The sequence below is a fragment of the Algibacter ulvanivorans genome, assembly GCF_048381495.1.
Lineage (GTDB): Bacteria > Bacteroidota > Bacteroidia > Flavobacteriales > Flavobacteriaceae > Algibacter_B > Algibacter_B ulvanivorans.
Window position 1 is genome coordinate 451,268 of record NZ_JBLWGD010000002.1, and the last position, 22,901, is coordinate 474,168.

Sequence of the window (22,901 nt, forward strand, 5' to 3'; positions counted from 1 at the left end):
TACACTTGCAGTTTTAGTTTTCAATATTGCACCGAAAAAATAAATTAAAACAGTTTAATGTTAAGTAAATAGCGTTAAGTAATCGTTGTTAACTATGGCATAGGCTGAATACTAAAAAGAAACATGGAACACAACTCAACTTTCCCAATAAAATTATCAGAACTAGATTTGCTTCGCGACGAAGCTTCTTCGTACTTAAAAAGTATTCAATGGGAGCAAGGTTCTCGTGCAAAAAATAGAGATAAAGAAGCTAAAAACGAATCTATTTTACTGTATTTATCGCGAGCTAATAATGGTACAAGCGCAGCTCAAATTACTTCAGTATCAAAAACAATATTAGCTTTAAAAAAACGCTTGTTACCAGATTCTGTTGCGCTTCCTATTAATTTAAATCAAACGTTATACGCTATTCAAGAAGGTATTACTCTAGGTATTTGGATTAAAGATAGTTATTACGATGCTTCAGGATTATCTAGTTTAAATGAAAATAAATCGGCTTTAGACAGTACAGGAAAACGCGAGTTTGAAAGCAAAATGCATACAGCCACAGCATTTATGTTATTTGCTACGGCATATAAAATATTACACGATTTAAAACCTTATGCATCAGACGATTTAAGTGTTATGAAACAAAAATTTGCAGGAATACCAGAGGTGTCGTTAATGTCGCCCTTAAAAGGTATTTCTTGTGCTTTATTTTATTTCGACAAATATTTAAGTCATCCAGAAATTATAAAAACAGATAACGATGTAGCCAATTTTGCAGTAGTATTTTTCGAAGCTTTAATAGACGAAATTCAATTAAGAAAAAGTAGTTTAGAGTATACAGAAACTATAGAAGATAGAACGTATAAACTAGAAAAATCTGAATTTGCTATTTCAGGTTGGAATAATGCATTTCAAGGCGCCGCAAAAAGTGTAGAATTCAACAAAATTAAATTCGAACAAATTGTAGGTAATCGCGATGCAAAGCACTTTGCTAGACGTTTAACAGAGCGTATGCTTAGTTACGATTTTACGGCAAAGAAAAACCCATTTCAAGAATTAGGTGGTTTTATGCCGGTATTTATGGGGTACGGTATACCTGGCACAGGAAAAAGTATGCTTATAGCAGCTATAGCAACCCGATTAAAAGAACATTGCGATACTTTAGATATTCCGTTTTTGTTTCACCCAATGCCAGACACTTTAATATCTACTTTTCAAGGCGGTTCTGCCGAAAAAATGGTAGAGTGGATGAAACCCATGCAAGACCCAACAAAACTTATTTTCGCACCGATTGATGATGCCGAGAATAATTTACAAGAACGAACAGCGCAAGGTGTTTCGGCAGGAGTAAAAGAAGTTATAGGTGTCTTTTTAAGATATACCGAAGGCGCTTATGCTGTAAATTATGGTAATAGTTCTATAGGATTATTTACAAACCTTCCAGAAATGTTAGATAAAGCTGTGATTTCGCGTGTACAAGGCCGATTTAAAATTGATGGTGCTAGAACAACTCATGATTTTTTAGATCAAGACCATATTTGGTGGCGAAAACTAGACAATACAATGCCTAATTTTGTAAATATGCAAGGCCCCGAAAATTATAGTTATTTACAAGATCAAGGTTTAGCAAAGAATATGGGCGATATTTTAAGCCAAGTAAATAAACCAACAGAAGCGAGAGTGCATGAGGTTTATAATCGTGTAGAGAAACATTTTAAAACCAACCAGCATTTATTTTATGCCAATTTGTATAAAGAAATACAAGCTATATTTCCGTTCTTTTCATCGCGCGATGTACGTAATATTCAATCGGCAATTTCATTACGATTAACCGATTTTGATTTGGAGGAAGATTGGTTCGAAAACCCAGAAAAATATTTTAAACAAGATTACAATACCAAATTTAATATGCTTCAAGAGTTAATGCGAAGTAATATGAAAGGTTTAAATTTTTCTGAAATCCGCCGTCAAGAAGTAGTTCGCTATTTAGATAATGTGGCTACAATAGCAGATACCGATTTTAAACGGAAAGTCGACGCCAGAGTAAACCAATTAAATATAGAAGCAAAGGCAAGAAAAACTTTTGATAATGGATAATAATCAGATAAAAAATATAGAAAAAAAGTTGCTTTCAGACAACTATTACATTTTAAATAGAGTCACTTTTGATTATTTAATGAGTAACGGAACTTGGGTAAACCAAATGCGAGAGGTTTACAATCGGGGCGATGGTGCAGGAATATTATTATATAACAAACAAAAACAAACAGTAATTTTAACAAAACAGTTTAGAATGCCCACATATTTAAACGATAATAAAGATGGGTTTTTAGTTGAAGTAGCTGCAGGTATGTTAGATAAAGATAACCCAGAAGCTTGTATTATTCGCGAAACAGAAGAAGAAGTAGGGTACCGGTTAAAATCTGTAAAAAAGGTATACGAAGCCTATTCGTCTCCTGGTGTTATGACCGAAAAAATGCATTTCTTTATAGGCGAATATACAGATGCCATGAAAGTAAATGAAGGTGGCGGTTTAGATAGCGAACATGAAGATATTGAAGTTTTAGAAATACCTTTTAAAAACGCAATAAATATGCTAAATAGAGGAGAAATTGCAGATACACGAACCATTGTATTATTGCAATACGCTATAATCCATAAGTTGTTAGACTAAATGAACAGATTAAAACAAGCCAACCTATACAGAAGTGAGCTTATTCCAATAAGCGGAAAACTTGTTGAGCGTTACAACAAATGCTTGGTAAAACTTGGGTTTACAGAAACAAAATTAAAAACCTTTCATATTGATGGTATTGGCTGGAGTCCAGAAGTAGCCGAAGAAAAAGAAAATATAAATTATTTAAATAACGGAGAAGCAAATACACATGGCATTATAATTTCGCCACTTCAAAAAGGAAAACCAGTATACTTACCATTTCATACCTTTGATAGAGACATGATGAAACATGTTTTTAATGTATACGAAGATAAAATTAACGATATTACCAGAGATTGTGCCATTTGTTTAGATTTCGATCAGGGCATAGATGCATTTTACGAACCTTTAGATGTTTTAAAATATAACAAAATAACTATAAACTTTCATCTAATAAATAATTTATGGCACATACAAAAAGAGCAACAAAAACTTGTAGAAACTTTTAACGCAGATAATAATTTTATTGATGAAAGTTTACATCAAAAACTTTTAAATTCTGCAAAAACCTATGGCGATTTAAGAACCAGAAATTTAGATTTAGACCAACTACAATTCAATACAGAATCTTTTTATACTAGATCTTTTGGGGGTGTATATGTTTTAAGAGATTTTATTAAACCTTTAGTGGTTTTTAAAAACAAAAAATGGCATAAAGAAGCTATAAAAGACACAAATTACGATGTTTTAATATATCATATAGACCAGCCAGAACTTATGCATAAATTACGAGATCATTTAATAATAGAATGCGATTTAGATAAGGTTGTTAAAACAAAACGTTATGAGCGTATCAAGAAGTTTGAAATGTCTCAATATTTAAAAAATACTCAACACCCCATTAAAAATATTTTAAACGACCCTATTTTATTTAAAAGCTACTTAAATAAATTAGATATAAATGTTAGAAAAAAAGTAATGAGTGTAGAGCGTTATTTAGAAAAATTAGAAACCAGTAATCAATATAAAATAGCCGACATTGTAGATAAGAAATTATATGAAGCCTTACACCAACCACACTCATCGTTAGATGGTAAACAACAAGATTTAATCTGGAAATTGCTTATTAATATATCTGAAAAAGATATCTTGTATTGGTATTGGTATGATAAGGAAGCTTTTTACAAAACTTTTAAAACTTGGGATGATTCTTTAAAAGATTGGGCTGTTGAAACCATTAGTAACAATATATAAACAAATTAGACTAACTTTATAAAGTAAAGCTTTAAAAATAAGTATTATGACACTAGAACTAATAGTCTTTATAGGCGCCATACTATTCGGAGTTTTTTTGTATTGGAGAGAATCTAAAGGTAATGGTTTGTATCGTTTTTTTAATAAAATTTTAAACTCTAAAGAACTTCAAATGAAACCTGAAGACAAAACAGGTTTTGTATATAAGCAAACATTTTTATTGCGTTTGGTTTTTGTAGGCTTTTTGTTTTTAATAGGCATCGTAATTGTTCGCTTTTTAATTCCTATAAATTTAGCAACAATTTCCATATTTGCTTCTATGTTAGTTGGCACATTGGCAGGCACATATTTAGCAAATTTTATATTTAAGTCTAGCGAAGTAATAGACCAAAAAAGCGATTCTATTGAAAACATGGTAAGCGATACTATAGAAAAAGGAAAAGATTTTATCGAGGACTTAAAAACCAAAGATGCAGAGCAGGTTATAAATAAAACATCTAACACAAAAACGTCAAAAGTAGAAGAGAAGAGTGCTAGAGAGCGATTAAAAGATAAAGGATTGTTGTAATTAATAGTTTTAATCCAGAGGTGGTTTAAGGATTTAAAAATAAGATTTTAATAATTAATATAATTCTAAAATATAATTAGAAACATAATAAATACTATGATTAAAAACTATTGGAATAAAGGCGGTAAACAAAAAACAATAACAGTTATTATTGCCATAATATTGCTTATTATGTTATTTGTTTTTCGAGATGATTATCAACCAGCATTATTATTTGTTAGAAAATTTATTTTCATCATTATACTTTGTGCTCTTGTGTTGTTTTTAGGGTTGAGAAAATTTAGAAAATCGGCTAGCACACTAGGCCGATTAAGTATTTTAGCATTGTTAATTATCTTTTTTGGAGTGTTATACATTGTAGGGTGGCATTTTAAAATGTACGATTACATGAAAACTTATAATGTATTTAATAATTTAAATAAAATAGAAATTAACGAATTGCCATTAACACAAAACGAACGTATACAGCCATTGCGCAATGTGTTTTCTATGGCTAACGAAAGTGTTGGAGAAACTAAAGATGTGTCGTTACCGCATTTAGTAAGAATTGGCGAAGAAAATAAATGGACAATGGCTATACAGCCAACCGAAAAGTATATGTGGCAAGGTATAACCGATAATACAGAAGAAGTATTTGCAGTTTCAAGCACAACACCATTTCCAAGATTTTCTAGCGAAAACAGAATTTCTGTAACATTTTCTATAGGCGAATCTTTAAAGTTTAGTAGAAACACTTACAATGCCGTTGTGCAACGGTTTAACCCTTGGATGCTTGTTAATTACGAGCCTAGCGATACTTATTACATGAAAAACGATTCTGGAAAATGGGTACAAGTAGTAAGCCTTATAAAATGGAAAGGCTTCTTTTTTCCTTATCCTACATTTGGTGGTGTTATGGTTATAAATAGTGGCGAGCATAATTTTAACGATTACTTAGAGCGTATTTTAATAGGTAAAGGCACCTATATTAGTCCAGACCAAATAAATAAATACAAGTACTTAACAGGGCAAAACACATTAGCCGAAAAAGTGTCAAGATTACAAGCCGAGTCTTTAAAGTTTTTAGGTGGATTTAGCGACCCTTTGCCTTGGAATATGGAAACTGCAGTTAAAATACCAAATTTGCCAGACGACCAAAATCAACAACCTTTTGTAACCGATTTTAATTTTTCTGATACAAATACTGGTGCTTATAGTGGTTTATATCATTGGTTTGGTTTAGAGCCTGTAGGCAACGAGCGTACTAGCTTAACGTATAGTGTTTTTATTCCTGCAGACGGAAGCAATGCCTTTTATTACTACGATCATGCTTTAAAAAAGCAAGGCTACGCAGGTGTTTCGGCTATGCCTTTAAAAGTAATAGAATCGCGTAAAGAGTTTGATTGGTCTGTTAATAAACCTGTAGAGTTTAGGCCTTATATAAAAAATATAGCAGGCAGAAAACGTTTGTTTTTTTTAGGCACAATTTCTGCCATTCGTGAGGGGTCAAATAATTTTGATGGTTCTGCTACACCAGATTTAGCATTAATTGATAGCGAATATAGAGATGTTGTTTGGATAGATGTTAAACATCCTAGCCAATGGGATAAAACAGTTTATAACCAACTAAACGAAGCTTGGCGTTCTAGCGAGAAAATTGGTTATTATTTTGTAGAAGAAACCAAAACTATCGATATGGTTAAACAATTAGACTCTATTAGTATACCTCCTCAAGTTGATAAAAAAGCTGAAGAAATTGCGAGGTTGCAAAAACAAATAGATTCTTTAAAAGCTATTGGTAACTAAAATGCTAATTCCATTTTAATATCGCAACGTTTATAAGGGCAATTTGCTTCAACAGGAATTTCAATAAAGCCGTACTTTTTATATATGTAAATGGCGTTTTCTAGTTTTCTGCTAGAATATATAATCAATTTCTGTATATTATTTCTCTTAGCAAAATCAATGCAATGCTGCATTAATTTTTGTCCAATTTTATGGCCACGATGCTCTGGAGATACGCCCATTTTTGTTAATTCAAAAAAGCCTTGGTTATTTATTGGCATTAAAGCAACAGTTCCTACAATATTATTATTAAGTTCTGCAAAAAATATATGGCCGTCTTTGTTAATAATATATGTTTCTGGGTTGCTTAGTACTTCTTCATCATAAGGTTCTACATAAAAGAATGTTTTTAGCCATTCAATATTTAAATTATAGAAGTGTTTAGCGTATTGTTTTTCAAAAGAAATAATTTTAACCATGGGTAGTCGCTTTTATAAAATCTGTTATTAAGTAGGTTATTAATTTACCAATTTTTTGGGTTGTTTTTTTTGTTGGGGCAGCCTCGCATATGTGCAGGTAGCTAACATTTTTATGATTTGCAAAGTGGTTAATAAATTGTCGAGTTTTATTAACACTAAAACCACTTGGCGTTTGGGCGCTGCTTGGTACATTTTGTATAGCGTCGCAATCTATTTCGATACCAAAACTATTGTTAGAAATAAAAGCTTTGCTTCTTTTTAATTCTGTTTTAAAATTTAATTCATTTCTAACTTTTAAAGCTTCAAATGTGTTGTATTTAATAGCGTTAGTTTTGTTTAAAATTTCAAAAATTTTATTTGAAGTGTAATTTTCATGCAACCCAAAAATAAAATATTTATCTAAAAAACCTTCCGCGAAAGCGTAACTAAAACCATTTCCGCTATGTCTACCTTCTTCTGCTCTAAAATCTGAATGTGCATCAAAATTTACAACATTTATTGGGTTTCCCAAGGCTAAAGATGTACCTTTAATATTGCCGTAAGCATTATTATGTCCGCCACCAATTATAATTGGTTTTTTACCTGCTAAAATTATTTGATATATTATTTGGGTTACATACTCATCAATTGTTTCAACAATTTTCCTAGCGGCTTTAATATCTTCTTTATTTGAAGAATTTAATTTTGAAATGTTTAATTGTTCTTCGCTAAAATCTAAATGCCCAAGAATTAATACATTATTTGCCTTGGTAAATGTGTTATTTTGTATGTTTAACAAAACTTTAAGGGTGCTTTCCCATGCCTTTGATGCTCCTGTTTTACCATAATTTGCAAATATACCAACATCTTCTGGCAACCCTAAAATAACATGTGTAACATCCAAACTTTTAAGTTGGTCGTATATGTTAGAAATGCGGGTTAACATTTTAATATGTTCGCCAAATTTGGATTCGCCAGAGCGTTTGTTTAATAATTTATTTAAAGTTATTTTGTTAAATAAAACCAGTTTATCCATAAAAAAAATAAATTTTGAATAATAAAAATACATCAATATTTATTTATGGCATTATATTAAACAACTAAAATTATAATATAATTTTTATTAACCTTAACAAACATTAAAACAAGTAATTATGGAAAACAACAAAAGTAACACAGGTCTTAAAGTAGGATTGGGAATTGCGCTAGTTTTATTTTTAGCAACAGGTTTTTATACAATGAATTTGTATAATAGTAGTAAAAAAGTACAAAACGAATTAACTGAAGAAAAGCAGTTAGTAATGAACGATTTAAACGCTATGGCAAAGCAATATGATGCAGCTATTGGCGAGAATGAAATATCTAATGCTAATTTAATTGAAGCAAGAGCAAGAATTCAAGGTTTAATTGATTCGTTAAAAATTTCTGAAACTAACGTAAAAAGTTTATGGAGGTATAAAAGAAAATACGCATCGCTACAAAAAGAAATGGATGCTTTATTAGCGCAAAACGATTCGTTAAGAGTAGAGAATTCTTATTTAGCTACTTCTTTAGATAGTACTCGTGTGCGTTTAGAAGAGCGTACAATTTTTACAGATTCGTTATTAGTACAAAACAATGCATTGGCCGAAGTAGTATCAAACGCTGCTATTTTATCAACAGTTGGTTTAAAAGGGTTTGGAGTTATAGAAAGAACATCTGGTAAACTAATACCAACCGAAAGAGCTAGCAGAGCAGATAAAATTAGAGTATGTTTTACAGTTGCAAAAAATGCATTAGTACAAGCAGGTGATGAGGAGCTTTATGTACAAGTTATAGATCCAAAAAACAATACTTTAGGATTAAACGAGCAAGTTACTTTTGGCGAAAAAACATTAAATTATAGTATGATTAGTAAGTTTAATTACGAAAATGCAAACCTTAATATTTGCGAGTTTGTTGCCTCTAAAGGAGAAAAGAAGTTTGAAAAAGGACGTTACATTGTAAATGTTTTTAATGCTAAAGATTTAGTGTCAAGCTCAGAATTTACTTTAAAATAAAATCCATTATACCATTAATATTCAAAAAGCCCCAAACTTTATAGTTTGGGGCTTTTTATTTTATGCTAAATCATATTTAATCCATGTATTACATGTTATCGGTACACCTAAACAAAAATAAATGTTAATTGTTGGTTAAAGTATTAGTATGCTACAAAAAAATACTAATTTCGTTGTATTATATATTATTAACTAAATTGAAAAAGTTTTAACCAACCAACCTGCTTTTTCAAGCATATACATTTTAGCGCCAAACTAAAATGTGTGTGTTAAACAAGGTAAATAGTATGGACCCTAACTTAAAATTTCTAAACTCGTTTTTAGATGTTTCAGAAGAAACGTTTTTAAAACTCGAGAAAATAGCAACGTACAAAAAACTTAAACCTGGTGTGTTTATAGCTAAGCCAGGAGAGATTCCTAATAAAGTTTATTTGCTTGTGTCTGGCATGATGCGAGCGTATTTAAGTTCTGAAAATGGAAAAGAATTTAATAAAAACTTTTTTATGCCTTATAGTTTTGTTTGTGCTTTAACAGCATTAATTAAAAACGAGCCCTCTAAATTATCTTACCAAACATTAACAGATTGTGAAGTATATGAAGTAAATTACAAAGATGTTGTAGAATTATGTAAGAAAGATATACATGTTAGTAATTTATATAATAAAATATTAGAGTTTGTTTTTATAAGATACGAAGAGCGTCAATTAGAGTTTATTTCTATGGATGCTAAAGCTCGTTATATTTCACTTTTAAATAAAATGCCTAATATTGAAGGTTTAATACCTCAATATCAAATTGCATCATACTTAAGTATAACACCAGTACAATTAAGTAGAATACGAAATAAAATACGATTAAGTGAAAAACGTTAAAATAGTTAAATTGTAGTAAATTATGTATGTATTTTTGCTAATTAATATAGAATTAAACTAAAATCGGGTTATTTTTTACTAAAAACTTAACAAATGTTAATTTAAGTGAACGGTGTTAGTTATATATTTGACTCGATTTCCTTTAGGATTTACAATTTACAAAGGATTGATAGCTAACCAACCAAAAAGACAGGCAAATTATTACCTGTCTTTTTTTGTAGTTAGTAAAAAATATCATTTTTATTTAAGGCTACCAACCATATCTTCTGGTTTTACCCAAGCATCATAATCTTCAGCTGTAACGTATCCTAAATTAATGGCTTCTTCTTTTAATGTTGTACCATTTTTATGAGCTGTATTTGCTATTTCGGCAGCTTTATAATAGCCTATTTTAGTATTTAAAGCAGTAACAAGCATTAAAGAATTATTTAATAGTTTTGTAATAACTTCATGGTTTGGTTCTATACCATTTGCACAATTTTCTTCAAAACTAACACAAGCATCACCAATTAATTGAGCCGATTGTAACACATTTGCTGCCATGATAGGTTTAAATACATTAAGCTCGTAATGGCCTTGTAAACCACCAACAGAAACAGCAACATCGTTACCTATTACTTGAGCACAAACCATTGTTAAAGCTTCGCATTGTGTAGGGTTTACTTTTCCTGGCATAATAGAACTTCCTGGCTCGTTAGCAGGAATAACAATTTCTCCAATGCCAGAACGTGGCCCAGATGCCATCATTCTAATATCGTTTGCTATTTTATTTAATGATACGGCTAATTGTTTTAAAGCACCATGAGTTTCTACTAAGGCATCATGAGCAGCTAAAGCTTCAAATTTGTTGGGTGCTGTTACAAAAGGTAACCCAGTAAATTCTGCTATATATTCGGCTACTCTTTTACTATATCCTTTTGGAGTGTTTAATCCGGTTCCTACAGCTGTTCCGCCAAGAGCTAATTCACTTAAATGTGCTAAGGTGTTTTCTAAAGCTTTTAAACCGTAATCTAGTTGCGCTACATAGCCAGATAATTCTTGGCCTAACGTTAATGGCGTTGCATCCATTAAATGTGTTCTACCAATTTTTACAACATTTTTAAAGGCTTCAGATTTTTTCTTTAAAGTGTCTCGTAATTGTTTAACCCCAGGAATAGTGGTTTCTACTATTTTCTTGTAGGCTGCAATATGCATACCCGTAGGAAATGTATCGTTAGAAGATTGAGATTTATTTACATCATCATTTGGTTGAATGGTTTTTTCGCCTTCGCCTATAACTTTTCCTGCTATTTGGTGTGCTCTGTTAGCAATAACTTCGTTTACATTCATGTTACTTTGCGTTCCAGAACCTGTTTGCCATATTACCAATGGAAATTGGTTGTCGTGTTTATTTTTTAAAATTTCATCACATACCTGAGCTATTAAATCTCTTTTTTCAATAGCTAAAACGCCTAATTCGCAATTGGTATAAGCAGCAGCTTTTTTTAAGTAGGCAAAACCATAAACAATTTCTAAAGGCATAGAACCAGAAGGCCCAATTTTAAAGTTGTTTCTTGAACGTTCGGTTTGTGCTCCCCAAAGTTTATCAGCAGGCACTTTTACCTCGCCCATAGTGTCTTTTTCTATTCTGTAACTCATTTTTAAATACTTTAATTATAAGTTGCTAAGATAATTCTTTTAAGGTGTTTTTAGATATGATTTTTGTTAGTTTTTACAAGTACTTTTTAACATTAATATAACTAATATTCTTACTTTAAAAAAGTTAAATCTATTAATTTAGTAGGATTAAATTTTTATGATATAAAACAACATATTATGGCAACAATTAGATTAGGAGATGTAGCTCCAAATTTTATAGCAAAAACTTCAGAAGGTGAAATTAATTTTCATGATTGGTTAGGAGATAGCTGGGGAATATTATTTTCTCATCCGGCCGATTACACTCCGGTTTGTACAACAGAGTTAGGTACAGTAGCAAAATATACAGACGAGTTTAATAAACGTAATGTTAAAGTTGTAGCTTTAAGTGTTGATGGCTTAGAATCACATCATGGTTGGATAAAAGATATTAATGAAACACAAAACACAACGGTTAATTTTCCTATTATAGCTGATGAAGATAGAAAAGTTTCTGAACTTTATGATATGATTCATCCTAATGCAGATAGTAAACTTACTGTACGATCGGTTTTTGTTATTGATAACGATAAGAAAGTAAAACTTATAATAACTTATCCAGCATCAACAGGTAGAAATTTTGATGAGTTATTACGTGTTATAGACTCTTTGCAGCTAACGACTTACCATAAAGTAGCCACACCAGCTAATTGGGAGCATGGTGATGATGTTGTTATTAGTCCAGCAATTTCAACCGAAGATGCAAAAGGCATTTTTACAAAAGGAGTAAATGAAATTAAGCCGTATTTACGCATGACACCACAACCAAATGTAGATTAGTGGAAAACTATGTTAATAAATTTTAGCTTGATATTGTATAAGAAATCACTTTGCTGTATCTTTGCGAAGTATATATAAAAAAGACAATTACAATTATGTTTGATTTTGACCAGTATTTAGGTTTTTTAGCGTTTTTAACTATCTTAACCATAGGTTTTTGGTTAATGATTTTTTTATTAACTTTTGTTATTCCTTATTGGATAGGAGGTTCTTTAATTGAAAGATTAAAAGAAATTAGAGACGAAAGAAAAGCTAAACGTCAAGCTTAAAAAAAATATAGAAAAAAAAGGGAAACTAAATTTAGTTTCCCTTTTTTTTGTTCAATATTTAGGTGGTTTACATTTCCATGCCGCCACCATTATCAAAATCGCCTTGACGCTCGCGTTTTTTCTGTTGGTTAAACCTGTAAGTAAAAGCTAAGTTATAAGTACGCCCTCCTCGAAACTGAATTTCTTGATATGCGGTAAATGTTTCGGCAGTAATATCATTACTAAAAAAAGCAGAATTAAAAAGGTCTCTTACATTAAAAGCAATTGACGCTTTGTCTTTAAACAAATCTTTGCTAAAGGCTAAGTTTGTTGAAAACACACCTTTTCTATCGTTTTGTGCATCTAAACTTGGACCTCTGTAATTAATATTTGTTTGCCAATCTATATTATAAGGTAATGTGTATTTATTTGTTAAGCGCGCCCTCCATGTTAGTGTGTTTGCACTTAAATCTATATCATTATAGCTCCCATCTCTTTCAAATTTGTAAATATTAAAGTCGCTATTAATTCGCCACTTTTTAGATGCGCTATAGTTTACGTTAAACTCAAAACCATAACGATTTTCTGTACCTAAATTTACTGGGCCTCTTTCTATAACTGGAAAAGACTCGCCATCAACAATAACAGTTTCATCTGTATTTCTACTTACAAAAGTCATAATATCGGTAGCGTTTGAATAGTAAACTGAAGAAGCTATAGTTAGTTTGTTTATTTTGTTTAAATACCCAACCTCAAAAGTACTAGCAAATGTTGGGTTTAAATCTGGATTTCCTTGAAAAACATTAGTAATACTAGAGCGCGAAGGGAAGGGGTTAAGCATAAATCCTCTAGGGCGTCTTATCCTTCTATTATAGCCCAAACTAAAGCTTTGGTTGTCGTTAATTTCGTAATTTAAATTAACTGTAGGGAACAAGCCATTAATTATTTTTTTATTGAAATCGCCAGTTGTAGGTTGGTCTATAGTTATTCTTGTATTTTCAAATCGCAACCCTAAAAGGTATGAGAATTTATTAATTTTACTACCAAATTGCGAGTAAATAGCGGTATTGTATTGTTTAAAATTAAATAAATTAGTTAAGTTATTGTTAATTACAAAGTTTCCTGAAGCTGGGTCTAATAAAGATACTTCAAAATCGGTTGATCGTGTTGAAAAATCGCCTCGATACCCTAATTCTATTTGGCTTTTTTCTCCAACAGGAACAATGTAATCTGTTTGTAGTAAGATATTATTTTGATCTTCTAGTGTTGTAACAATTTCAGAGTCTATATTATCTATAGTAATTAACGAATTGATGTCTTCATTAGATTTTTCATATTGAAAATCGAATGTTAAAACGTGGTCGGTTGCATTAAAGTTTTTAGTGAAATTTAAAGCATACTGCAAGGTTTTATCATCTTCTTTTTCAGGATCTAATCTTTCGCTTTCACTTGTAGTGTTGTTAATCTTATTGAACTGGACGAGTTTGTTAACCGAGTTGTTTTGTGAACTATTATTGCTATAAACTACCGATGTTGTTAACGATGCCGAATCATTTATATACCATTCAACACCTGTATTAGTGGTTATGCCTTTTTGTGTGTCTGTCCATCTTCTTTTTTCGTCTAAATTTGGTGTGTTTTCATCAAAATATGTAACATCATTAAACCATCTACCAATGGTTTCTCTATATCTATATGATGTGGTGTTAAATATATTTACATTGCCTGTTCTATAATTAATATTCCCAGATATACCAGCGGCATCAGGATGACCAGCATTTGCTGTAAAAGAACCGTTTAGTCCTTGTAGTTTACTTCTGCGTAAAATAATATTTAGTATTCCAGCTGTACCTTCGGCTTCATACCTAGCAGATGGCGAGGTAATAACTTCTACTTTCTCTATAGCGTCTGCTGGTAATTGTTTTAATGCTTCCGTAGAGTTTAAGCCAACTAACCCTGAAGGCTTTCCGTTAATTAAAATTCTTACATTGTCGTTTCCTCTTAGAGCAACATTGCCTTCAGCATCAACCGAAACAGATGGTACATTATCGAGAACATCACTAACATTGCCACCACTAACGGTAAGGTCTTTACCTACATTGTATATTTTTTTATCTAGTTTTATTTCAACCGTAGTTTTTTCTGCTACAATTTCAACAGCTTCTAAGGCTTCGGCATTAATTTCTAGTGAAAAAATTCCTAAGTTTTCTGACTTAGAAATGGCTTTGTTAGATATAGTAATGGTTTTAAATGAAATGTATTCAATTGTAATATCGAAAACACCTGTTGGTACTGGGATATTAAAGTTTCCTTTAATATCTGTTATTCCACCAGTTATTACCTTGTTTTCTTTTTTATTTAAAAATGCTATTGTAGCATATTCTAAAGGAAGATTTGTTTCTTTATCTATAACTTGCCCAGAGATTTTAACTTCTTTGTTTTCTGTTTTTTGAGCAAATGTGAAATTAGTAAATAAAAATGCGACTACTAATAACAGTAGAGAATAACTTTTAACCATAAATAAACTTTAATAAATTTGACAGCAAATTTAGCTTAAGGTTTAATGGTAATAGGTTAAAGTTATGTTAATGAAAACTTAATTAATTGGCTATATTATATCTAAAATAAGTTCTGGAGGTCTTCCTATTACGGCTTTATTTCCGTTAATAACTATGGGGCGCTCAATTAATTTGGGGTACTTAGCCATTGCAGCAATAATATCAGAATCACTTAAAGTTTTGTTTTTAAAGTTTTCTTTCCAAACAGCCTCATTTTTTCTTACCAATTCTACAGGTTTTATGTTTAACAGTTTTATAATATCTGTTAGTGTTTTAGTAGATGGATTGTTTTCAAGGTATTTAATAATTTCAAAATTTTTACCAGATTTTTCTAAAATTTCTAGTCCGCAACGCGATTTACTACATCGATTATTATGGTATATTTTTATCATAATTGGTTTGTTTATAGTTGATTGTCGTCTTCTACTTGTTGTCCCATGGCCATTAAATACGATTTTAAAAAGGCATCTATGTTTCCATCCATAACAGCATCTACATTACCGGTTTCATGTGCTGTTCTAACATCTTTAACTAATTTGTATGGGTGCATAACGTAGTTTCTAATTTGGCTACCCCATTCAATTTTCATTTTACTAGCTTCAATGTCTTCGCGTTGTGATAATTGTTTTTGAAGTTCTATTTCGTATAATTGCGATTTAAGCATTTGCATAGCTCTAGCTCTGTTATCGTGCTGCGAACGTGTTTCAGAACATGAAATTTGTATACCAGTTGGTTTATGTGTTAATTGTACTTTGGTTTCAACTTTGTTTACATTTTGCCCACCAGCTCCGCTTGATCTGGCTGTTGTTATTTCAATATCTGCAGGGTTTATTTCTATTTCAATGGTGTCATCAACAAGTGGATATACATAAACCGAAGCAAAACTAGTATGTCGTTTAGCATTACTATCAAAAGGTGAAATACGAACTAGCCTGTGTACTCCATTTTCGCCTTTTAACCAACCAAAGGCAAAATCGCCTTCAATTTCTAAAGTTACTGTTTTTATACCAGCAACATCTCCCTCTTGAAAGTTTAACTCTTTTACTTTAAAACCACTTTTTTCGGCATACATAAGGTACATACGCATAAGCATACTAGCCCAATCGCAACTTTCTGTGCCGCCAGCTCCGGCTGTTATTTGTAAAACAGCGCTTAAGCTATCACCTTCTTCAGAAAGCATGTTTCTAAATTCTATATCTTCCAATAAAGTTGCAGCTTTATTGTATCTATTTTCTACGTCTTTTAATGTCGCTTCCTCTTCTTTATAAAACTCATAAATAACTTCTAAGTCTTCAATAAAAGTTTTAAGATTGTTATAATCTTGTACCCACTTTTTTTTAACTCTAAGCGATTTCATAACAGTTTCGGCAGCTTTTGGATCGTTCCAAAAATTAGGGTCGAAGGTTTGTTCTTCTTCGTTTTGTATTTCTATAAGCTTGGTATCTATGTCAAAGATAGTGCCTTAGTTTGTCAAGGCGGGTGTTAAGATCTTTAATTTGATCTGATGTAATCATAGTATAGTTTAATTATTTTAAACAAAAATAGGATTTAATAATGCAGTTAAAAATATTTATTAATATAATTTTATAGCTTTACTCATTAATTTTTTTGAAATGATAATAGATTTGCGAAGCGATACTGTAACAAAACCATCAAAAGCAATGTTGCAATCAATGTTGCAAGCCAAGGTTGGCGATGATGTTTTTAGAGAAGATGAAACAATTAATGTTTTAGAAAGCAAAATAGCTAAAATGTTTGGTAAAGAGAATGCTTTGTTTTTTCCTAGTGGAACCATGGCTAACCAAACAGCAATAAAGCTTCATACAAATCCTGGAGATCAGATTATTTGCGATAAATATGCCCATATTTATAATTATGAATCTGGCGGAGCTTCATTTAATAGTGGCGTTTCATGTAAGTTAATAGATGGTAATAGAGGGATGTTTACAGCAAAGCAAGTAGAAGAAGCTATTAATCCTGATGCTTATTATTATAGTAAAACAACTTTAGTGGAAATTGAAAACACCACTAACAAAGGAGGAGGTGCTTGTTGGAATTTTGATGAGATTATAAAGATTAGAAAAGTTTGCGATGACAATAATTTAGGTCTTCATCTAGATGGAGCCCGTTTATGGAATGCTATTGTTAAAAATAATGAAACCACTAAACAATACGGACAGGTATTTGATACTATATCGGTATGTTTAAGTAAAGGTTTAGGGTGTCCCGTAGGCTCAGTTTTAGTTGGCGATTCTGAAATTATGAGAGAAGCTATTAGAATTAGAAAAATTTTTGGAGGTAATATGCGCCAAGCGGGGTATTTAGCAGCTGCGGGTTTATTTGCTTTAGAAAACAATTTAGATAGACTTAAAGAAGATCATAAAAAAGCTATTGAAATAGGAGAGCTCCTTACTAAGCTATCTGTTGTTAAAGTTGTAGAGCCAATAGAAACTAATATTGTAATTTTTGAGCTTCATGATGATGTAAATGAAAAACTATTTGTAAAACAGTTGGCTGATAAAAATATAAGTATTATTAGTATGGGAAATAGAAAATTACGAATGGTTACTCATTTAGATTATACAAGTTCTATGCATAATAAGCTAATAGATTTTTTGAGTATTCTATGTCTATGATGTAAGAATAAAAAATATGTGCTTAAAGAGAAAAGCATGTATAAAAAAAACATCATCTAAAACTATATAATTTTAGATGATGTTTGATACTTTTTTAATCAATAAATAACTGTAACGGTTATTTAGGATTAGTTATATTATTAATGTCTCCACCAGTATCTTTTACAGCTATAGTGTGAAGAAGGAACGTATTCACATAATTCACCACCATTACTACTTTCTCCACTAACTACATTAAATACACCTCTATAATATCCAGGTCCAATATTAACATCGCAATCTGTTTTTATTTTAGTGTAGTAACATCCATTAATATATATGTAAATATATTTACCAAATGTACCATCATGGTTAGCTCCAGAAAGGTTAATAACTTCACCAGGTTTTACACATCTATTACTGTAAATCCATTTTCCATAACAAGAATTTTCTCTTCTTTGTAAGATGTCAATCTTTTTAGAACGCCACCAATCAAATTTTAAATCTAACTTTGTTACTTTACCTTCACAGTCACTACATTCTTCTTCTTTTTCTGGTACATCTACCATGTAAAATATGGCTTGCTTTCCTTCAGGTATAAGGATTACTGCTACTTTTTCACCACAACCAGGAACAAAACCTTCCCCATTGTCATTCGCTAACTGTAGAATTTCTCTTGCTTTTTCACGGTTGTAAGTTGCATTTGTAACCCAAGTTCCAATTGGGTTAGTTATGTATGTACATAGTGCACAGTTTGTATCGTCAATCAATTCCCATATAGCCCATTGTACATGACCGAATGTATAGGTACCACCTGTTGGGCTTTCTTGACCGATAAAATTTTGATTCATTATCCAGTTTACTTTATCAAAGTTTTCTGGGTTTTCAAATTTACCTTGAGGTAAGTCTTCGTAGCTTGAATAAACATCAAAATCTAAAGGTCCTTCAACACCTAAATCTAAATCAACATCAACACACCATCCTTTTAGGCCAGTAGCAGCTAGGTCAGTATTTAAAATATCAAAATCAAAATATGCATCATCTCCTGGGTTAGCAGTTGTTTTAATACTAATTGTTTCTGGTAAGCTTAATTCTAAAGCCTCTAAATCAGGAGTACACCCGCCAGAGTTAGAATCTGAACCTCCATTGTGATGGCCATAAGTGTTGCTTGATAATGAAAACGTTAAGTCTTCAACAGGCATTTCACCTTCAAGATCATTGTTTAAAACGAATGTTTCGTCTTCTTCACCATCAGAAACCAAGATTTGGTCTTCCATAGATAATTCTTCTTCAACGATTGAAGATGCTCCCTCGTTTAGTGTCTCGTTTTGACATGAAGCAAATACAACAAGTATTGCTAGTAATAAAAGTTTGGTAATGTGTTTCATAATATAAAATAGTTTTTTACAATTTACTATTACAAATATATTTGATGAGTTTATTCATGTCAGTTTTTTTAGACTAAATACCAAACTATTAGATTTATGAAATATTAATTACATTTAGTCGGTTTTATTTACATTTCATAAGAAAAGTTTATGTTTTATTATGATATTATTAATCAGTTAGTTATATGTTTTATTGCTTTTTGCTTTTTTTTAGCAGAATAAAGACAAATACCTTCTATATTAAAAGGTATAATTAATCAAGTATTTTGCTAAATAATTTATTTAAATAAGTCCATTCCTGGTATATTTGGCATGCCTTCTTTAGCTACAGCCGATAATTCTGCCTCATTGACTTTTGATGCTTTTTCAATGGCTTTATTTATTGTAAGAATTAAATAATCTTCAAGTTGTTCTTTATCTTCAAGTAAATCATCATCAATTTCAATAGATTTAATAACTCTGTTTGCGGTTAAAGTAATTTTTAATTTGTTATCGTTACTAGATTCATCAACCAAAACCGTATCTAAACGCTTTTTAGTTTCTTCAACCTTTTTTTGGGTTTCTTTTAATTTACCCATCATATTCATCATATCTCCAAACATAATTTTAAAATTTAATATTTAAGTACAAAGCTATTTAAATTTTCTATTTTTGAAGGCTTTAATTTTTAAGAATAAATACATCATCATTGAAAAAAGTAATAAAGTTCCCTGTAGCTAAAAAAATACCTCAAAAATTAACAATTCATAATCATACTAGGATTGATAATTACTATTGGTTAAGAGATAAAGAAAGCCCAGATGTTATAGATTATTTAAATGCCGAAAATGCATACACTAAGCAAGTTATGCAACACACCGAAGGCTTACAAAAGATTTTGTTTGAAGAAATGAAAAGCAGAATAAAAGAAGACGACACTTCTGTGCCCTACAAATTAAACGGTTATTGGTATATTACTAAATATCTAGAAGGGAAAGATTACCCTGTTTATGTACGTAAAAAAGATACTTTGTTGGCTAACGAAGAGGTAATGTTTGATTGTAATGAAATGGCAAAAAATCATGCCTATTTTAACTTAGGTGGTATTTCAATTAGCCCAGATAACACCATGGCAGCATTCTCGGTAGATACGGTTAGTAGACGCCAATACGCAATTCAAATTAAGAATTTAATAACTGGTGAAGTTTATTCAGATAAAATTTTAAATACAACAGGAAGTGCGACTTGGGCTAATGATAATAAAACTTTATTTTATTCTATGAAAGATGAAGTTACTCTTCGCTCTCATAAAATATTTAAACATAAACTGTTTACAACGAGTGAAGCTGATATAGAAGTTTATCATGAAAAAGATGAAACCTTTAATACGTTTGTATATAAAACTAAATCAAAAAAGTATATTGTAATTGGCGCTTCTAGTACATTATCTTCTGAATACCGTATTTTAAATGCAAATTCTCCCGATGGTAATTTTAAGGTATTTCAAAATAGAGTTAAAGATTTAGAATATAATATAGCGCACTATAATGACAGTTTTTATATTATTTCAAATATTAACAATGCGACAAACTTTAAAGTATCAAAAGTGAATGAAAATGATACAGCTACAGAGTTTTGGAAAGATGTTATCCCGCATAGAGAATCTGTTTTAATTGAAGATATTGAAATTTTTAAAGATTATTTGGTTGTTAATGAGAGGGAGAATGGGCTTAATAAGTTGCGAATTATTAGTTGGAAAGGCGATGAAGATTATTATTTGCCATTTAGCTCTAAAACCTATACAGCCTTTATTGGCAATAACCCAGATTTTGAAAGTAATATATTAAGGTATGGTTATAATGCATTAAATACTCCAGGATCTGTAATAGACTATAATTTTAAAACTAAACAAAGTGAAATTAAAAAGGAGCAGGAAGTTCTTGGCGGTAAGTTTAAAAAAGAAAATTACGAATCTAAGCGTATTTGGGCAACTGCAAAAGATGGTGTTAAAATACCCATATCATTAGTTTATAAAAAAGGCGTTAAATTAAATGGTACCAACCCTTTATTACAATACGCTTATGGTTCTTACGGCTCAACCATAGACCCATCATTTTCTAGCATACGTTTAAGTTTGTTAGATAGAGGATTTATTTATGCCATTTCACATGTAAGAGGAGGCGAGTATTTAGGTCGTAAATGGTACGAAAGTGGTAAGTTACTAACTAAAAAAAATACATTTACAGATTTTATAGACTGTTCAAAGCACTTAATAAAAGAAAAGTACACCTCAAATAAACATTTGTACGCTTATGGTGGGTCTGCAGGTGGTTTATTAATGGGAGCAATTATTAATATAAACCCCGAGTTATATAACGGTATTTTAGCAGCTGTACCTTTTGTAGATGTAGTTACTACAATGCTTGATGAGTCTATACCATTAACAACGGGAGAATATGATGAATGGGGTAACCCCAACAATATAGAGTATTATAATTATATGGAATCGTACTCACCTTATGATAATGTTGAAGCAAAAAAATACCCAAACATGCTTGTTACTACAGGATTACACGATTCGCAAGTGCAGTATTGGGAACCAGCAAAGTGGGTAGCAAAGTTAAGAGATTTAAAAACAGACTCGAATAAATTATTATTACATGTAGATATGGATTCTGGTCATGGCGGAGCATCTGGGCGTTTTGAAAGTTTGAAAGAAGTCGCTTTAGAATATGCATTTCTACTAGATTTAGAAGGAATTTATGGATAATAAAAAAAAAAGTTTTATTTTTGTCCGGTTTAAATTGTGAATACATATTAATTTGCAATTTATAAAAAGCTTATATGAAACACAGAAATCAAGTATTTGATAATGTATTAGATTTAGTAGGCAATACTCCGCTTGTTAAACTTAATAGAATAGCTTCCAAGTTTAAAGGAAACTTCTTTGCAAAAGTAGAATCCTTTAACCCAGGGCACTCATCCAAAGATAGAATAGCATTATATATTATAGAAGAAGCCGAAAAAAAAGGCATACTTAAACCAGGAGACACCATAATAGAAACAACCTCAGGAAACACAGGTTTTAGTATTGCTATGGTTAGTATTATTAAGGGGTACGATTGTGTTTTGGCTGTAAGTTCTAAATCATCACCAGATAAAATAGATATGCTAAAAACCATGGGGGCAAAAGTTTATGTTTGTCCAGCCCATGTAAGTGCTGATGATCCTAGATCATATTACGAAGTAGCTAAGAGATTGCATAACGAAATTAAAGGTTCGGTTTACATAAATCAATACTTTAATCAACTAAATATAGATGCGCACTATAATTCTACAGGCCCAGAAATTTGGAAACAAACAGAAGGTAAAATAACACATTTATTAGCATGTAGCGGAACAGGAGGGACTATTTCTGGAACAGCAAAATTTTTAAAAGAACAAAATCCTAATATAAAAGTAATAGGAGTTGATGCTTATGGTTCGGTAATTAAAAAATATCATGAAACAAGAGAGTTTGATGAAAAAGAAATTTACCCTTATAGAATTGAAGGCTTAGGTAAAAATTTAATTCCTACCGCTACAGATTTTGATGTTATAGACGAGTTTGTTAAAGTAACCGACGAAGACAGCGCGCATACCGCAAGGTTGATAGCTAAAACAGAAGGTATGTTTGTAGGTTATACATCAGGAGCTGCTACACAAGCATTATTGCAATTAGGTGAAGAAGGCCGATTTAAAAAAGACGACTTAGTAGTTGTTATATATCCGGATCACGGTGCAAGATATATGAGTAAAGTGTATAGCGATAAATGGATGAATGATCAAGGCTTTTTTGATAGTGTAAATGAAGCTGCTGCACAAAACATTCAATACATAAAGTAGTTAATTATTAAATTATATGAGAGATGAAGTTTTACTGTTTAAGTAAAAGTTCATCTCTTTTTATTTTTTGTTAATAATTGAGCATTAAAAATTATGTTCAAACCATTAAAATATTTAATTTTGCAGTTACTAACTAAGAACTAAAGACTTCTTTAAATTTAAGTATTAATTA

20 protein-coding genes are annotated in these 22,901 nt (G+C 31.0%); 12 read left to right on the forward strand and 8 right to left on the reverse strand.

Annotation, left to right across the window (positions count from 1 at the left end; all coding sequences use genetic code 11):
- The first annotated feature begins 123 nt into the window (after nucleotides 1-123).
- The 5 genes from ACNG5D_RS07475 to ACNG5D_RS07495 all read left to right on the forward strand — a co-directional run bounded on the left by ACNG5D_RS07475 (nucleotide 124) and on the right by ACNG5D_RS07495 (nucleotide 6,251).
- On the forward strand, nucleotides 124-2,085 hold the full coding sequence (locus ACNG5D_RS07475; protein ID WP_418182874.1) for an AAA family ATPase: 1,962 nt from the start codon (nucleotides 124-126) through the stop codon (nucleotides 2,083-2,085).
- Complete coding sequence (locus ACNG5D_RS07480) at nucleotides 2,078-2,662, forward strand: NUDIX domain-containing protein (protein ID WP_418182875.1); 585 nt, start codon at nucleotides 2,078-2,080, stop codon at nucleotides 2,660-2,662. The genes ACNG5D_RS07475 and ACNG5D_RS07480 overlap by 8 nt, the downstream gene beginning before the upstream one ends.
- Nucleotides 2,663-3,898: a DUF6638 family protein gene (locus ACNG5D_RS07485; RefSeq protein WP_418182876.1), complete on the forward strand. Its 1,236-nt coding sequence runs from the start codon at nucleotides 2,663-2,665 to the stop codon at nucleotides 3,896-3,898. It begins immediately after the preceding gene.
- Nucleotides 3,899-3,944: 46 nt separating this feature from the next.
- Nucleotides 3,945-4,466, forward strand: coding sequence for a hypothetical protein (locus tag ACNG5D_RS07490; RefSeq protein ID WP_418182877.1), 522 nt, complete (start codon nucleotides 3,945-3,947; stop codon nucleotides 4,464-4,466).
- 96 nt (nucleotides 4,467-4,562) lie between these two features.
- The gene (locus tag ACNG5D_RS07495; RefSeq protein WP_418182878.1) at nucleotides 4,563-6,251 is read left to right on the forward strand and encodes a hypothetical protein; all 1,689 of its coding nucleotides are present in this window, start codon (nucleotides 4,563-4,565) and stop codon (nucleotides 6,249-6,251) included.
- On the opposite strand, the gene ACNG5D_RS07500 is transcribed toward ACNG5D_RS07495, so the two are convergent.
- Both ACNG5D_RS07500 and ACNG5D_RS07505 read right to left on the reverse strand, forming a co-directional pair.
- The gene (locus ACNG5D_RS07500; protein WP_418182879.1) at nucleotides 6,248-6,709 is read right to left on the reverse strand and encodes a GNAT family N-acetyltransferase; all 462 of its coding nucleotides are present in this window, start codon (nucleotides 6,707-6,709) and stop codon (nucleotides 6,248-6,250) included. The genes ACNG5D_RS07495 and ACNG5D_RS07500 overlap by 4 nt on opposite strands.
- On the reverse strand, nucleotides 6,702-7,724 hold the full coding sequence (locus tag ACNG5D_RS07505; RefSeq protein ID WP_418182880.1) for a formimidoylglutamase: 1,023 nt from the start codon (nucleotides 7,722-7,724) through the stop codon (nucleotides 6,702-6,704). Before ACNG5D_RS07505 ends, ACNG5D_RS07500 begins: the two co-directional genes overlap by 8 nt.
- 118 nt (nucleotides 7,725-7,842) lie before the next feature.
- Here ACNG5D_RS07505 and ACNG5D_RS07510 point away from each other — a divergent pair, with 118 nt between their 5' ends.
- Both ACNG5D_RS07510 and ACNG5D_RS07515 read left to right on the forward strand, forming a co-directional pair.
- Nucleotides 7,843-8,727 carry a chromosome partitioning protein ParA gene (locus ACNG5D_RS07510; RefSeq protein WP_418182881.1) on the forward strand — a complete coding sequence of 295 codons (885 nt, stop codon included), beginning with the start codon at nucleotides 7,843-7,845 and terminating at the stop codon, nucleotides 8,725-8,727.
- A gap of 287 nt (nucleotides 8,728-9,014) precedes the next feature.
- Nucleotides 9,015-9,599, forward strand: a complete 585-nt coding sequence (locus ACNG5D_RS07515; RefSeq protein ID WP_418182882.1) for a Crp/Fnr family transcriptional regulator — start codon at nucleotides 9,015-9,017, stop codon at nucleotides 9,597-9,599.
- Nucleotides 9,600-9,839: 240 nt separating this feature from the next.
- Here the strand turns inward: ACNG5D_RS07515 and fumC are convergent, their stop codons facing one another.
- Nucleotides 9,840-11,237, reverse strand: a complete 1,398-nt coding sequence (gene fumC, locus ACNG5D_RS07520) for a class II fumarate hydratase (protein ID WP_418182883.1) — start codon at nucleotides 11,235-11,237, stop codon at nucleotides 9,840-9,842.
- Nucleotides 11,238-11,414: 177 nt separating this feature from the next.
- On the opposite strand from fumC, the gene ACNG5D_RS07525 reads away from it, so the two are divergent.
- Nucleotides 11,415-12,056 (forward strand): peroxiredoxin, encoded by a 642-nt coding sequence (locus ACNG5D_RS07525; protein WP_418182884.1) that lies wholly within the window; start codon nucleotides 11,415-11,417, stop codon nucleotides 12,054-12,056.
- A gap of 95 nt (nucleotides 12,057-12,151) precedes the next feature.
- Entirely contained in the window at nucleotides 12,152-12,325 is a 174-nt protein-coding gene (locus ACNG5D_RS07530) for a hypothetical protein (protein WP_418182885.1), read from the forward strand.
- 67 nt (nucleotides 12,326-12,392) lie between these two features.
- On the opposite strand, the gene ACNG5D_RS07535 is transcribed toward ACNG5D_RS07530, so the two are convergent.
- The 3 genes from ACNG5D_RS07535 to prfB all read right to left on the reverse strand — a co-directional run bounded on the left by ACNG5D_RS07535 (nucleotide 12,393) and on the right by prfB (nucleotide 16,376).
- Complete coding sequence (locus tag ACNG5D_RS07535) at nucleotides 12,393-14,822, reverse strand: TonB-dependent receptor (protein WP_418182886.1); 2,430 nt, start codon at nucleotides 14,820-14,822, stop codon at nucleotides 12,393-12,395.
- A 90-nt stretch (nucleotides 14,823-14,912) separates the two neighbouring features.
- Nucleotides 14,913-15,254 carry an arsenate reductase (glutaredoxin) gene (gene arsC, locus ACNG5D_RS07540; RefSeq protein ID WP_418182887.1) on the reverse strand — a complete coding sequence of 114 codons (342 nt, stop codon included), beginning with the start codon at nucleotides 15,252-15,254 and terminating at the stop codon, nucleotides 14,913-14,915.
- Nucleotides 15,255-15,265: 11 nt separating this feature from the next.
- Nucleotides 15,266-16,376 (reverse strand): peptide chain release factor 2 gene (prfB, locus tag ACNG5D_RS07545; RefSeq protein ID WP_418182888.1). Its coding sequence is split into 2 segments (ribosomal slippage): nucleotides 15,266-16,312 and nucleotides 16,314-16,376, totalling 1,110 coding nucleotides; the frame shifts between segments, so codons are not numbered across the junction.
- Nucleotides 16,377-16,475: 99 nt separating this feature from the next.
- On the opposite strand from prfB, the gene ACNG5D_RS07550 reads away from it, so the two are divergent.
- On the forward strand, nucleotides 16,476-17,498 hold the full coding sequence (locus ACNG5D_RS07550) for a threonine aldolase family protein (RefSeq protein ID WP_418182889.1): 1,023 nt from the start codon (nucleotides 16,476-16,478) through the stop codon (nucleotides 17,496-17,498).
- Between the two features lie 140 nt (nucleotides 17,499-17,638).
- Here the strand turns inward: ACNG5D_RS07550 and ACNG5D_RS07555 are convergent, their stop codons facing one another.
- Entirely contained in the window at nucleotides 17,639-18,865 is a 1,227-nt protein-coding gene (locus ACNG5D_RS07555; RefSeq protein ID WP_418182890.1) for a hypothetical protein, read from the reverse strand.
- A 278-nt stretch (nucleotides 18,866-19,143) separates the two neighbouring features.
- Nucleotides 19,144-19,467, reverse strand: coding sequence for a YbaB/EbfC family nucleoid-associated protein (locus ACNG5D_RS07560; RefSeq protein WP_418182891.1), 324 nt, complete (start codon nucleotides 19,465-19,467; stop codon nucleotides 19,144-19,146).
- A gap of 71 nt (nucleotides 19,468-19,538) precedes the next feature.
- Here ACNG5D_RS07560 and ACNG5D_RS07565 point away from each other — a divergent pair, with 71 nt between their 5' ends.
- Together ACNG5D_RS07565 and ACNG5D_RS07570 are read left to right on the forward strand one after the other, a co-directional pair.
- Nucleotides 19,539-21,614 carry a S9 family peptidase gene (locus ACNG5D_RS07565; RefSeq protein WP_418183069.1) on the forward strand — a complete coding sequence of 692 codons (2,076 nt, stop codon included), beginning with the start codon at nucleotides 19,539-19,541 and terminating at the stop codon, nucleotides 21,612-21,614.
- A gap of 74 nt (nucleotides 21,615-21,688) precedes the next feature.
- On the forward strand, nucleotides 21,689-22,729 hold the full coding sequence (locus ACNG5D_RS07570; protein ID WP_418182892.1) for a PLP-dependent cysteine synthase family protein: 1,041 nt from the start codon (nucleotides 21,689-21,691) through the stop codon (nucleotides 22,727-22,729).
- Nucleotides 22,730-22,901: the final 172 nt, after the last annotated feature.

Bases quoted from the DNA above. Each gene is read 5' to 3' on its own strand.
- ACNG5D_RS07510 (WP_418182881.1), top strand. From the start codon at position 7,843: ATGGAAAACAACAAAAGTAACACAGGTCTTAAAGTAGGATTGGGAATT.
- ACNG5D_RS07475 (WP_418182874.1), top strand. From the start codon at position 124: ATGGAACACAACTCAACTTTCCCAATAAAATTATCAGAACTAGATTTG.
- ACNG5D_RS07490 (WP_418182877.1), top strand. From the start codon at position 3,945: ATGACACTAGAACTAATAGTCTTTATAGGCGCCATACTATTCGGAGTT.
- ACNG5D_RS07530 (WP_418182885.1), top strand. From the start codon at position 12,152: ATGTTTGATTTTGACCAGTATTTAGGTTTTTTAGCGTTTTTAACTATC.
- ACNG5D_RS07505 (WP_418182880.1), bottom strand. From the start codon at position 7,724: ATGGATAAACTGGTTTTATTTAACAAAATAACTTTAAATAAATTATTA.
- ACNG5D_RS07550 (WP_418182889.1), top strand. From the start codon at position 16,476: ATGATAATAGATTTGCGAAGCGATACTGTAACAAAACCATCAAAAGCA.
- ACNG5D_RS07480 (WP_418182875.1), top strand. From the start codon at position 2,078: ATGGATAATAATCAGATAAAAAATATAGAAAAAAAGTTGCTTTCAGAC.
- ACNG5D_RS07525 (WP_418182884.1), top strand. From the start codon at position 11,415: ATGGCAACAATTAGATTAGGAGATGTAGCTCCAAATTTTATAGCAAAA.
- ACNG5D_RS07555 (WP_418182890.1), bottom strand. From the start codon at position 18,865: ATGAAACACATTACCAAACTTTTATTACTAGCAATACTTGTTGTATTT.
- ACNG5D_RS07500 (WP_418182879.1), bottom strand. From the start codon at position 6,709: ATGGTTAAAATTATTTCTTTTGAAAAACAATACGCTAAACACTTCTAT.
- arsC (WP_418182887.1), bottom strand. From the start codon at position 15,254: ATGATAAAAATATACCATAATAATCGATGTAGTAAATCGCGTTGCGGA.
- ACNG5D_RS07535 (WP_418182886.1), bottom strand. From the start codon at position 14,822: ATGGTTAAAAGTTATTCTCTACTGTTATTAGTAGTCGCATTTTTATTT.
- ACNG5D_RS07570 (WP_418182892.1), top strand. From the start codon at position 21,689: ATGAAACACAGAAATCAAGTATTTGATAATGTATTAGATTTAGTAGGC.
- ACNG5D_RS07515 (WP_418182882.1), top strand. From the start codon at position 9,015: ATGGACCCTAACTTAAAATTTCTAAACTCGTTTTTAGATGTTTCAGAA.
- ACNG5D_RS07495 (WP_418182878.1), top strand. From the start codon at position 4,563: ATGATTAAAAACTATTGGAATAAAGGCGGTAAACAAAAAACAATAACA.
- ACNG5D_RS07485 (WP_418182876.1), top strand. From the start codon at position 2,663: ATGAACAGATTAAAACAAGCCAACCTATACAGAAGTGAGCTTATTCCA.
- fumC (WP_418182883.1), bottom strand. From the start codon at position 11,237: ATGAGTTACAGAATAGAAAAAGACACTATGGGCGAGGTAAAAGTGCCT.
- ACNG5D_RS07560 (WP_418182891.1), bottom strand. From the start codon at position 19,467: ATGTTTGGAGATATGATGAATATGATGGGTAAATTAAAAGAAACCCAA.